General features: G+C 59.5%; 13 protein-coding genes. 8 read left to right on the top strand and 5 right to left on the bottom strand.

The genetic code is table 11. The annotated features are described in order from the left end of the window. Positions 1–32: 32 nt before the first annotated feature. Positions 33–329 (top strand): HNH endonuclease, encoded by a 297-nt coding sequence (locus AC2FD9_RS18890; protein WP_496838355.1) that lies wholly within the window; start codon positions 33–35, stop codon positions 327–329. Here the strand turns inward: AC2FD9_RS18890 and AC2FD9_RS18895 are convergent, their stop codons facing one another. Genes AC2FD9_RS18895 through AC2FD9_RS18905 form a run of 3 tightly spaced genes read right to left on the bottom strand, consistent with a single transcriptional unit; the run spans position 330 to position 2,412 of the window. After that, entirely contained in the window at positions 330–1,067 is a 738-nt protein-coding gene (locus AC2FD9_RS18895; RefSeq protein WP_496838357.1) for a VOC family protein, read from the bottom strand. Beyond that, positions 1,064–1,672 carry an enoyl-CoA hydratase/isomerase family protein gene (locus tag AC2FD9_RS18900; protein ID WP_496838359.1) on the bottom strand — a complete coding sequence of 203 codons (609 nt, stop codon included), beginning with the start codon at positions 1,670–1,672 and terminating at the stop codon, positions 1,064–1,066. The genes AC2FD9_RS18895 and AC2FD9_RS18900 overlap by 4 nt, the downstream gene beginning before the upstream one ends. Further along, a complete protein-coding gene (locus tag AC2FD9_RS18905; protein ID WP_109310655.1) occupies positions 1,669–2,412 on the bottom strand; it encodes an SDR family oxidoreductase in 744 nt (247 codons plus the stop codon). Before AC2FD9_RS18905 ends, AC2FD9_RS18900 begins: the two co-directional genes overlap by 4 nt. 138 nt (positions 2,413–2,550) lie before the next feature. Here AC2FD9_RS18905 and AC2FD9_RS18910 point away from each other — a divergent pair, with 138 nt between their 5' ends. The 5 genes from AC2FD9_RS18910 to lpxK all read left to right on the top strand — a co-directional run bounded on the left by AC2FD9_RS18910 (position 2,551) and on the right by lpxK (position 8,600). Further along, positions 2,551–4,074: a DUF2125 domain-containing protein gene (locus AC2FD9_RS18910; protein WP_109310654.1), complete on the top strand. Its 1,524-nt coding sequence runs from the start codon at positions 2,551–2,553 to the stop codon at positions 4,072–4,074. Between the two features lie 175 nt (positions 4,075–4,249). Next, positions 4,250–5,596, top strand: coding sequence for a TldD/PmbA family protein (locus tag AC2FD9_RS18915; protein WP_496838361.1), 1,347 nt, complete (start codon positions 4,250–4,252; stop codon positions 5,594–5,596). After that, positions 5,583–6,383 carry an inositol monophosphatase family protein gene (locus tag AC2FD9_RS18920; RefSeq protein WP_496838362.1) on the top strand — a complete coding sequence of 267 codons (801 nt, stop codon included), beginning with the start codon at positions 5,583–5,585 and terminating at the stop codon, positions 6,381–6,383. Before AC2FD9_RS18915 ends, AC2FD9_RS18920 begins: the two co-directional genes overlap by 14 nt. Beyond that, entirely contained in the window at positions 6,380–7,615 is a 1,236-nt protein-coding gene (locus tag AC2FD9_RS18925; RefSeq protein WP_496838363.1) for a 3-deoxy-D-manno-octulosonic acid transferase, read from the top strand. The genes AC2FD9_RS18920 and AC2FD9_RS18925 overlap by 4 nt, the downstream gene beginning before the upstream one ends. Beyond that, positions 7,602–8,600, top strand: a complete 999-nt coding sequence (lpxK, locus tag AC2FD9_RS18930; RefSeq protein ID WP_282170511.1) for a tetraacyldisaccharide 4'-kinase — start codon at positions 7,602–7,604, stop codon at positions 8,598–8,600. The genes AC2FD9_RS18925 and lpxK overlap by 14 nt, the downstream gene beginning before the upstream one ends. A 38-nt stretch (positions 8,601–8,638) precedes the next feature. On the opposite strand, the gene AC2FD9_RS18935 is transcribed toward lpxK, so the two are convergent. Both AC2FD9_RS18935 and AC2FD9_RS18940 read right to left on the bottom strand, forming a co-directional pair. Next, positions 8,639–9,301: a DsbA family protein gene (locus AC2FD9_RS18935; RefSeq protein WP_108861100.1), complete on the bottom strand. Its 663-nt coding sequence runs from the start codon at positions 9,299–9,301 to the stop codon at positions 8,639–8,641. 14 nt (positions 9,302–9,315) lie between these two features. Then, entirely contained in the window at positions 9,316–9,822 is a 507-nt protein-coding gene (locus AC2FD9_RS18940; RefSeq protein WP_496838365.1) for a DUF721 domain-containing protein, read from the bottom strand. A gap of 81 nt (positions 9,823–9,903) precedes the next feature. Between AC2FD9_RS18940 and mutY the strand changes: the two genes are divergently transcribed. After that, complete coding sequence (gene mutY / locus AC2FD9_RS18945; protein ID WP_496838367.1) at positions 9,904–10,959, top strand: A/G-specific adenine glycosylase; 1,056 nt, start codon at positions 9,904–9,906, stop codon at positions 10,957–10,959. A gap of 59 nt (positions 10,960–11,018) precedes the next feature. Then, positions 11,019–12,155 (top strand): alkane 1-monooxygenase, encoded by a 1,137-nt coding sequence (locus tag AC2FD9_RS18950; RefSeq protein WP_282170513.1) that lies wholly within the window; start codon positions 11,019–11,021, stop codon positions 12,153–12,155. Positions 12,156–12,164: the final 9 nt, after the last annotated feature.

Here is a 12,164-nt window from a genome sequence, read left to right on the forward strand (position 1 = left end):
TTCGCGCCACCTGACGCAACCTTACCCTCGTCATGACGAACAGCGATCCGATCTGCCCGCTCTGCAACCGCCCGATCCCGGACGGGGACGGAAGCCTGCACCATCTGATCCCAAAACTCAAAGGGGGCAAGGGCGGACCCACCGTCCTGCTGCACCAGATCTGCCATAAAGAGGTGCATGCGACCCTGACCGAGGCGGAGTTGGCCCGTGAATTCAACAGCGTCGAGGCTCTGCGCGCCCATCCGAGGCTGGAGAAATTCCTGAATTGGGTTCGCAAACGCCCGCCCGGCTTTCGCTCGAAAGTTCCGGGCAAGCGTCGAGGTCGTTGATCAGCCGGGATTAACCGGGTCGCCAAACGCGTCCCGGGTTGGCGCGGCAAGCCCCTGAAACTCCAACCCGCGATAATCGGGTACATAGGCAAACCTGACGCCTTTGACGTGTTGGAACTCCAACGTTGTGTAGGGGCGTTTCCACAGCCATTCGCGATTTTCTACTGACCAAGGGTCTGGATTTGGCGGAGCCTCGTCAGTGAACGCGTAAAAATGCAGATCAAAGCCGTATTGGCCAATGTCCTGCATCGAAAGCAGGCGCATGCCCTTGCCTCGGCAGAATTCATCCTCGGCTTCTATATTTCCGGTGCGCAGGGTGATCTGGCCGATACAAGCCTGTGCAAACGGATCGCCCGGGTCTGCAGCGTTTGGCGGCCGGTTGCCTTCAAAATCATGCTGAAGCAGCTCAATCACAAAGCCTTCGGGGTCTTTGAGGTGACACATATACCCGATGTCCAGAAACTGTTTCGGGTCCGAAACTTCAATTCCCTTTTCGCGCAGGAATGCGGCCGCCAGATCGACATCCGGTACGGTTATGCCGATTTTCCAATAACGTTGCCCTGTGTCATGAGTGTAGCCCCCGCCGCCAGTCATCAGCAACAAATCGGCGTCTTGCCTCGGATAGCCCATGCGCAGGCACACACCCTGGTCCCGAACTGACATACCAAGGGCGTTCGAATAGAAATCACTCAACTTTTCAGAATCAGCGACGCGCAGTCGCAAGCCAGAGAGCCTCATGCGCAAAGCCCGGCGATTCCTGCTGCGATCCTTGGATCGGCGGCGGTGCTATCAGCGACCAGTTCACGCGCTGTCTGCATCAGCGCATCCGGTGCCACCACCCGGTCCACCAGACCAAAGGTATAAGCCTCATCCGCGGTGATCTTTTGACCGCCCATCAGGACCAACTTGGTGCGTGACGGCCCTATCAGCGCCGACATGCGCCCAGGATCGGACGGTTGCGGCAGAAAGCCCAGTTTCATCACGGGATAGAAAAACTTGGCGGACGGGACCGCAATTCGAATATCGCAGGCCAGCACCATACCGTTCGCACCCCCAGCCAGGGTTCCATTCAACGCAGCGACCGTCAGGCATGGCAGGGCGGCGATTGCGCCCGACAACCGCTCCCATACATCCGAAGTTGCAAGCCCCGCGCGTGCCTCAGCCAGATCCGCCCCGGCACTGAACACACTGCCCGTCCCGGTCAGGATCAACGCGCGTGCCTCGGTGGCGGCTTCGGCAATCTCGGCCAGCTCAGTCAGCATCGCCCCGGTCAGCGCGTTGGCTTTGTCGGGATTGTTCAACGTAACAATCCACAAACCGTCTTCTTTGTTTAATTCGATCACGTCAGCCCAACCCTTTGTCGAATATCTTCACGCCGCAACGAGATTTCGGTCCCCAAAAACTCATCCGCATCGGACGTGCACATCCAAAGCAGCGCCTTCGCTGGCCAGTCGGCAGGGATATGATCGCTCCAGTCCAACTGGCTGACAGCGTTGATACCGCTGGTCTTGATAACCCGCTGCATATCCGTCGCCACGGTCCCCGGGGACAGGCCCATGGCGCGGATACCGTGCAACGATTCCTCAAGATGGAGGCATTCCGTCAGCATTTTTGCACCGGCCTTGGACGCGCAATAATGGCTCCATGCCTCAACCGGGTTCGAGGCCGCGCCTGATGATACGGTCAGCACGGTGCCCCCGCCTGCTGCGCGCATGATGGGCAGGGCGGCGCGCATTCCGTAGAACACACCCTTGAGGTTTATGTCTATCGCCTTGTCCCAGGCCGCGACATCCGCGTTCGAGAGATGGAAGATCGGGTCAATGACACCGGCATTCCCGATCAGAACGTCCAAACCGCCAAAGCGGTCGACGCAATCTGCAACGGCCTGTTCGACCAGCGCAAAATCACTGACGTCACATTCCAGTGCGATTGCGTTTTCGCCCAGCGCAGATGCCAATGCGGCGATCTGATCGCGGCTACGCGCGACTAGCGCCACGTTCGCACCTGCTGCGGCAAAAAGGCGCCCTGCCTCTGCTCCGATGCCGCGGCTTGCCCCGGTTATCAGTACGGTTTTCCCCTGCATTTGGTTCCTATACCTCCAACGGTTTGAATTTGTGTGAATGCTTACCGCGCGAAGGGGGAAAGGGTCCAGCCCTTGCCCCTTGACGCCCGACGTCACAAGCACGACGATGCCGGCAAAATTATCTAGAAGGGTACTGTAATGTCCGTTTTCCTTCGCCGCAGTTGCGGTGCTGTATTGGCATATGCCGTTATCACACAAGGCGCACTTGCCGACCTGACCTCGCAGGATGTCTGGAATGATTGGAAAACCTATCTGGGTCAGATGGGGTACACCGTTTCGGGCGACGAAACCGTTTCAGGCAATGTAACTACGATTGCCGACATGGCTGTTTCGATGGACCTGCCGGAAGAGGATGCAACCTTCCAGATGGTCGTTCCGGAAATGAGCCTGACGGAAAACGGCGACGGCACGGTCAGCATCGATTTCCCTGACACCTATGTGATGACCGTGTCCGGCCAGGGAGATGGCGAGGAATTCTCGGTCGATATCAACTATTCTGAGACCGGAATGAACCTGGTCGTTTCAGGCTCGCCCGACGAAATGACCTACGACTATTCGGCCGACACGATAGGTATCAAGCTGGATGGTCTGAATGTGGACGGCGAAAAGATGCCCGCTGATGCGCTCGCGCTCAGCTTAAACATGACAGATCTGGCTGGCAGCTCGGTCATGAAAATCGGCGAAAACCGTGACATTGATCAGAAGTTCACCGCGGGTGGGATGACCTATGATATGGCGTTCCAGGACCCGGACAGCGGCGACACGGCTAGGGTTGACGGCTCGATGAGCCAGCTGGCGTTTGAGGGCACAAACGTTATCCCATCCGAATTCGACATCTCGGACCCGCAGGCCTTCTATAAGGCGGGCTTCTCGTTCTCGGGGCTGTTCACCTACGGATCCGGCCAGAACGCGATTGCAGGCACCAGCGAAGGCGAGGCATTCTCGGTCGGAAGCGAGTCTCAGGGTGGCAAATTTGGCGCCAGCATCGACGCAGAGCGTCTTGCCTATGACATCGAGCAGAACAGCGCGAAAGTCGCAGTGACGACGGCCGACCTGCCTTTCCCGATCGAAATCGCGATGGAGAATGCCGGGTTCAAGTTTGAAATTCCGGTGCAGAAATCCGAGGAAATCCAACCGTTTGGGTTCGCCATGAACCTGACCGACTTCACCATGTCGGATATTCTGTGGAGCATGTTCGACCCAGCAGGCGCCCTGCCGCGCGACCCGGCGACCATTGCGCTGGACACGACCGGGACCGCCAAGGTTCTGTTGAACATCTTTGATCCTACCGCAGTCGAAAACCTTGATACATCTGACGCCGCACCGGGCGAGTTGCACTCGCTGAAGATCAACGAACTGCTGGTGTCTCTGGTCGGAGCCAAGCTGACAGGTGAAGGCGATTTCACCTTCGACAACTCCAACGTCTCAGAGTTCGACGGAATGCCCACGCCGACCGGCGTTGCCAAGCTGAAACTGAATGGTGCCAACGCCCTGATCGACAAGTTGATCGAGATGGGGCTGGTGTCAGACAGCGATGCAATGGGCGCGCGGATGATGATGGGTCTGATGGCCGTACCGGGTGACGAGCCTGACACGCTGAATTCGGAAATCGAATTCACTGCGGATGGTCAGATTCTGGCGAATGGCCAACGTATCAAGTAACACTTCGGGAAGGCGGCACTGCTGCCTTCCCAATCCTTCGCCCGTGGTGCGAACTCCGGCACCGGGCGCATCGTGGCGAATTCCATTTCAATAGTTTGCTCAACCTAAAATAGCCGCAGGCCTTGCGAGACCGGCGGTCCAAGGCTAGGTCGAATGCACACAGACCGGAGGCCTCATGACCCGCACACCCGAAGAAATCAGCCATAATCTGCTGGACGCGGCCCGCAAAGCCGGGGCCGAAGCGGCGGATGCCATCGTTCTGGATGGCTCATCGGTATCGGTTGAAGTCCGCGGTGGCGCGCTGGAGCACGCCGAACGGTCCGAAGGCACCGACCTGGGACTGCGTGTGTTTCTAGGCAAGCGGCAGGCGATCGTCTCAAGTTCGGACAGTCGCCCCGAAACGCTGACGGCGATGGCGCAACGTGCAGTGGCCATGGCAAACGAAGCTCCGGAAGATCCTTTTACAGGGTTGGCCACGCCCGACCAGCTTGCAAAAGACTGGGATATCGCGGCGCTGGAACAATTCGACCCGACGCCGGAACCATCGGCGGATACGCTTTTGCAGGATGCACTGGCTGCCGAAGCTGCCGCTTTGGCCATAGAAGGCGTGTCCCAAGTATCAGACGCCGCGGCCGCTTATGGCACCCACCGCGTGCATCTGGCTGCCACAAATGGCTTTTCCGGCGGGTATTCCCGCAGCAGCCGCTCGACCTCTTGCGTTGCTATCTCGGGCCAAGGCACAGGGATGGAACGCGACTACGACGGCGACAGCCGCACATTCCAGAGTGACCTGCGCAGCCCTGATGAGATTGGCCGCTCGGCAGGTGAACGCGCCGTTGCGCTGATTGGGGCACAAAAACCCGCGACAGGCACATTCCCTGTCCTGTTCGACGAGCGGATTTCGTCTTCGCTGATCGGTCATCTTTTGGCCGCCAGCAACGGCGCCGCCATTGCCCGTGGTGCGTCATGGCTGAAGGACAACCTGGGAGAGCAGGTCCTGCCTGAACACCTGTCACTGATCGAAGACCCGCATCGCCCGCGTATCTCGGGCTCTCGCCCCTTTGACGCCGAAGGTTTGCCAACACAGCGAAGGGCCGTTGTTGAAAACGGAGTACTGACCGGGTGGACCCTGGATTTGGCCAGCGCACGAAAACTGGGCATGACCTCGACCGGGAATGCGGCGCGTGGCGTGTCTGGCCCCCCGTCGCCCAGCAACTGGAACCTGAGCCTGACCCAAGGCACGCACAGCCGGGACGATCTGCTGCGTGACATGGGAACGGGCCTGCTGGTGACCTCGATGATCGGATCGACGATCAACCCCAATACCGGCGACTACTCACGTGGGGCATCAGGCTTTTGGGTCAAAAACGGGGAAATCACCCACCCCGTCAACGAATGCACGATCGCTGGCAACCTGCGTGACATGCTGAAACGGATTATTCCGGCAAATGACGCACGTACGTACTTGTCCCGCGTGGTGCCATCGATCCTGATCGAAGGAATGACACTTGCCGGCACCTGACCTGCAACTGCTGATTGACGCCGCATTAGAGGCTGGAAGGATCGCCACTCGGTTTTCGGGGACCACGGCGCAACGCTGGGATAAACCCGACGGGGCCGGCCCGGTGACCGAAGCTGATCTGGCTGTCAACGCGATGCTTGAGCAAACGCTGCCCGCAGCACGTCCGGGGTATGGCTGGCTTAGCGAAGAGACCGAGGATTCAGCTGACAGGCTGTCGAAAGACCGTGTTTTCATCATTGATCCCATCGACGGCACCCGCAGCTTTGCCGAAGGCTCGCGGACCTGGGCCCATTCCTTGGCCATCGCCGAACAGGGCGAAGTGACGGCCGCTGTGATCTACCTGCCTTTGCGAAACCTGCTTTATGCCGCAGCAAAAGGTCAGGGTGCTACGCTCAACGCCGAAAAGATTCGGGTCAGCGAACTCGGTGTGTTGGAAAGCGCCGAGGTGTTGGCCGCGAAACCCAACATGCAGCCGCAACACTGGCGTCAGGGGCAGGTACCCGAGTTCAAACGGAACTACAGGCCATCTCTGGCCTATCGCATGGCCCTTGTTGCACAGGGACGATTTGACGGGATGATGACCCTCAGGCCCAGTTGGGAATGGGACATCGCCGCAGGTGATCTGATTATACGCGAAGCCCTCGGCCGGTGTTCGGACCGCGCAGGGCTGCCTCTGCGGTTTAACAATGAAATTCCGCGACTGAACGGTGTGATCGCTGCGGGTTCAGGTGTTTATGGGCTACTGTCGGAACAACTCGAACCGGAAAGCCCTGGAATCGCACCATGAGCAAGCCCCGCTCGTTAAGCCTTGCCGCCTATCGCGTGCTGTCCTGGGGTATGCAGAATACCGCCGGCAACGGCGATATCGCGCGCCCCGAGGGCGAGGTTCTGTGGATTCACATCAACGCTTGGGAACGGCACCGCGCCATTGTCGACTTCTGCCAAAGACTGCAGCAGGCGCGCCCCACCCTATCGGTAGTGCTGACCGCGCCACCCGATGCAGATCTGACAAGATGGGCCAGCAGTGGATACCCTCTGGTCAACCTGCCCACCGAACAAACCGGGGCTGCGCGCGCGTTTCTGGACCATTGGCAGCCGGATATCGGAATATGGGTCGGGGGCGGCCTGATGCCCAATTTGATCACACGCGCCGAGGAACGCGGGATTCCCCTGATGTTGATCGAAGCACAGGCGGACGTGAAAATCGCACGGGGCGGTCGTTGGTTGCCCGATATCACAAGATACACGATTGACTGTTTTCAAACGATCCTTTGCACGACACCGGAAATCGCCCGTCAAATTCGGCGGCTAGGCATCGCTTCGAACAAGGTGCAAGAGGCACCGCCCCTTCATGTCAGCCCAAACCCGCGCCCATGGCCCGAGGACGAGCTGATCGAAGTGAACCATGCACTGTCTGGCCGACCGGTCTGGTTAGCGGCGTGGGTCCAGGACAAAGAATTCATCTCGGTCCTCAGCGCCCATAGACAGGCAATGCGCATGCTGCCGCGTTTGGCGTTGGTATTGCAAGTGGCCGATGTTACCGAAGCCGGACCACTGCATCGGCGGCTTGAAGCGATGGATCTGCGCTGTACCAACTGGGATGAAAGCGGGACGATCGAGGATATGACACAGGTGATCCTCTCCGCCGTGCCCGAGGATCTGGGTCTTTGGCAGCGGGTATCGCCCGTTACCTTCATGGGCAGCTCTCTGGAACGCGGCGCCGGGGGCGCGGATCCGCTGATCGCCACGGCGCTGGGATCAGCTGTGATCCACGGCCCGTTTGTGCACAGCCAACAACAGCTTTACGATCAGCTTGACCGGGCCGGGGCCGCGCGCACGGTCAGGTCCGCCACCGAACTGGGCGATGCAGTGGTGGAACTGTTGGCACCGGATCAGGCCGCCAATATGGCGCTGGCCGGGTGGCAGATCGTTACCGAGGGTGCGCCGCAAGCGGATCACCTGATCGACATGATTCAGGACTACCTGGACCAGCGGAGTGCAGACGATGCGAGCACCTGATTTCTGGAATACCGCGCCAGATCGGCTCGACCTGCGCGCACGGCTACTGGCACCGCTTGGGCGGCTCTATGCTGGCGCTACGGCGCGTCGGGTCGCCTCGGAACCCGGCATTAACCCGGGTGTTCCTGTCATTTGCATTGGCAACCTGAACGCGGGTGGCACCGGCAAGACCCCGACTGTGATCTGGATGATCGAGCAATTGCGCGATGCCTGGCATGAGACACATGTGGTCACGCGCGGCCATGGCGGCTCGCTCGAAGGGCCGGTGCGCGTGGACCCCGGCAAGCATACCGCGGCGCAGGTCGGGGATGAGCCCCTGTTGCTAGCGGCATTTGCCGATGTCTGGGTCGCCAAAGACCGCGCCGCTGGAGCAAAGGCAGCCGCCGCGGCGGGTGCCACAGTCATCGTGCTGGACGACGGGTTTCAAAACCCCTCGGTGGCCAAGGACTTCTCGGTCATTGTGGTGGACGCTTCGCGCGGATTTGGAAATGGACTATGCCTGCCGGCTGGCCCCCTGAGGGAACCGGTGGAAGACGGGTTGCAGCGCGCTGATCTTGTGCTGTCTCTTGGCGAAGCTAATGCCCAAATCGAGTTTGCCGAACGCTGGGGGAAAAAACTGTCCGTCCCACATACGACCGGCGCGGTTGAGCCGCTGCAAACCGGCATGGATTGGAGCGATACGCCTGTTCTTGCCTTTGCGGGCATCGGACACCCCGAGAAGTTCTTTGCCACTTTGCGCCAGCAAGGCGCGACCTTGCTGCGGGCCGAAGCGCTGGATGACCACCAGCCGCTGACACCCGCCCTGATGACCCGTCTTGAAAACGAAGCCTGCTTGTTGCGCGCGCAAATGGTCACCACGGAAAAAGACGCCGTTCGCCTACCCGCTGCGTTTCGCAGCAAGGTCATCACGCTTCCGGTTCGTCTGAAGGTCGATGAGGCGGACAAGATCAAGCAGATGCTTTTGCAGATCGCCCCGTCGCCCTGAAGGACGACCGGCCCGGATTGAGCCGGTCGTAAAAGCAATTAGCTGCCCAGTTCGTCTTCGATCAGCTTTTTGAAGCCGTCATAGGACTGATTCTCGACCGGCTTGCCATTCACGATGAAGGACGGGGTCGCCTGAATACCGTCGCGCTCGGCGTTTTCCTGATACCACGCGACCAGCGTCTGCGCGCGGGTTCCGTCCTGCAGGCAAGCCTCAAGCTGATCATTGTCGATACCTGCCAGACGCCCGATTTTGCGCAGCTCGTCCACGATTTCAGCGGGACCACCGGCTTTGGTCCACTCGGACTGACCTTCGTAGATCAGGTCGGAAATGCCAAAGAACTTTTCGGGCCCGCCGCAGCGTGCAACCATCGACGCCCACAGGCCATAGCGGTCAAAGTAGACCTCGCGATAGATGAACTTCACCTTACCTGTGTCGATGAAATCCTTCTTGAGCTGCTTGTACGCTCCCGAGTGGAAATTCGCACAATGCGGGCAGGTATAGGACGCATACTCTATGATCTCGACTGGTGCGTCTTCGGCGCCCAGAGTCATCTCGACGATGGTCGAGGTGTCCAGATCGGCCTCTTGCGCCTCGGCGCTGCTAATCAGCGGATAGGCGGGGTTGGAATTTGACAGCGACAGCCAATAACCGCCAGCGGCCACGGCGACGGCCGCACAAATTCCGGTTGCAATACGGCTCATTTCTCAGCCCTTTCTCAGCGTTTTTGCTTGGATAAAACGTTACGGCCCAGACGTTCAAGAGCTGCGCGCAGATCACCATCGTGAACTTCCTGCGCAGCGCGGTCTGCCTCGGCTTCTATTTTTGGTTCGATCTTGGGTTTCGCTTGTTTCGGCTTGTGGTTGAAACTGGCCTGCCCCTCGGCAAATCCTGTCGGAGCGGTCTGGGTGATGCGCACCCGGCTGATGGCGTTATAGCCATAAACCGCGTTCACCTTGCCGCGCAATTGTTCCTTCTGCATCTCCAGCATCGGGGCCTGCGGGCCGGTGGTCAGAACCGTCAGCGTGGCACCAATACCACCCTTCCCGTAACCCACTTTTACCGGTCGTGCGATAGCGGCCATATCCTGTCCAACGATCTCGGACCAATGGGTCAGCAGGCGTGATACGGCAAAGCCCCGGCTTTCACCGGCACGCCTGATCTGGTCGTTCAGCAATGTCGCGGTGCGTTTGAACCCGCGGGTCGAAGAACGTCTGCGCTGCATCTGGTTTCCAACTCCTGCGCCGCTATTGTAAAGGGCAGGACAACAGGCGCCAGCGAAACCCGACAGGGAGATAGATAAAACTTGCGTGACTCCGGTGAATTTGACGTGAGCAGTGCGCTGCTGGATTGGTACGACCGCCATGCGCGCGAGATGCCCTGGCGCGTAGCTCCCGCCGATCGGGCTGCGGGTGTGATGCCCGACCCCTACCGCATATGGTTGTCCGAGGTCATGCTGCAGCAGACCACTGTTGCGGCCGTAAGCGACTATTTCGTGCGGTTCACAACCCGTTGGCCGACAGTTCAGGCACTGGCCGCCGCCCCGGATGATCAGGTCATGGGGGAATGGGCAGGACTTGGCTATTACGCGCGTGCGCGGAACCTTCTGAAATGCGCCCGGGTCGTGACCGAACAACATGGTGGAACGTTCCCCGATACCTATGACGCGCTTCTGAAACTGCCGGGAATCGGTCCCTACACCGCCGCTGCAATTTCCGCCATCGCCTTCGACCGACCCGAAACCGTGTTGGACGGCAACGTGGAACGGGTTATGGCCCGACTTTTCGACATTCACGACCCTTTGCCCGGTTCAAAACTGCAACTGAAAAAGCATGCGGCTGCACTTACGCCTGCCACGCGACCGGGTGACTATGCGCAGGCGGTCATGGACCTGGGGGCAACAATCTGTACACCAAAATCTCCGGCCTGCGGTATCTGCCCGGTGCAAGCCCCCTGCGCCGCTCGCGCCGCTGGAACGCAATCCGATTTGCCACGCAAGACTCCAAAAAAGCCCAAACCCACGCGATACGGCCATGTCTATATAGCCCAAGGCGATAACGGAGCCTTTCTGATGGAACGTCGTCCCGACAAGGGGCTGCTGGGTGGTATGCTGGGCTGGCCGGGGTCAGAATGGTCAGACGGCCCGGCCGAGGCACCGCCTTTTCCGTGCGAATGGCAGGTGCTGCCGGGTGAGGTACGCCATACATTTACCCACTTCCACCTGATCCTGCGGATCTGGACGACCACGCTGCCGGTCGGCTGGTCGCATGACGATCTGATTGTCATGGAAAAACACGCTTTCCGCCCCAGTGACCTACCAACTGTTATGCGCAAAGCGTATGACCTCTGGCGCTCTAAGTAACCCATTGTGTGGCATTGCCGGGTGGGGCTAGTCTGCCCATAGTTTCTCGGAGCAAAGCGATGATCGCATCAGACAGTCTGTCACGCTGGCAAGCGGCATTGCCCTTCTGGGTGTCCTTCCTGCTGATCCCCGTCATCTGGCTTACCGCCGTTGCCGGAGGTTGGTGGGTCTTGCTTGTGCCTCTTTCGACTTGGTGGGCGTTTGCAGTTCTGGATCGGTTAACGGGGCTGAACCTTGAAAATGCCGATCCGGCCACGCCGGACGGCGGTCTCAAATGGTACATTCTGCTGACCAAGGCATGGGCCCCGGTTCAGTTTCTTACGCTGTTTGGGTTGCTATGGTACGCCACACATACCGATCACCTGTCTGTTTTTAGCAAGATTGGATTGTTCTTCGGGATGGGTGTGATCTCGGGCACCATCGGGATCAACTACAGCCATGAACTGATGCACCAGAAAGGGCGGTCGGAACGTTGGCTGGGTGATATTCTACTGGCCATGGTGTTGTATTCTCACTTCCGGTCAGAGCACCTGCTGGTTCACCATCGCTATGTCGGAACACCACGCGATCCGGTCACTGCACGGTACAATGAAGGGTTTCACCGCTTCTATCCGCGCGTTCTGTGGCAATGCCTTGCGTCCGCCTTCCACGCAGAAAGGGACAAGCTGGGGCGCAAGCAACGTCCGTGGACCGACCCCGCGAACCCGTTCTGGCGCTATTGGGCGCTTCAGGCGGGTATGCTGGCGTTGGCTTTCGTGGTCGGGGGATGGCCGGGCGTTGCCCTGTTCCTGGTGCAGGCGGGCGTCGCCATATGGCAGCTGGAACTGGTGAACTACGTCGAACATTACGGCCTGACCCGCAAACACCTTGGCGATGGCAAGTACGAGCATGTCCAGCCGCGCCACTCGTGGAACGCTTCGCAAAAAGCGTCGAACTGGCTGCTGATCAACCTGCAGCGTCACTCGGACCATCACTACAAACCCAACCGACGCTTTCCGCTGCTGCAGCATCATTCGGAAGATGCGGCCCCGCAACTTCCCTATGGCTATCCGGTTATGACCGTCGCTGCGATGGTCCCACCGCTTTGGCGGCGCGTCATGAACCCCCGCGTTCGGGCCTGGCGACGTCAATATTATCCCGAAGTCACCGATTGGAAGCCGTACAACAGATCTCGCAACCCGTTGCCGCGGTCCTGACCGCAGCGC

Source organism: Ruegeria sp. YTSC230 (genome assembly GCF_059609665.1).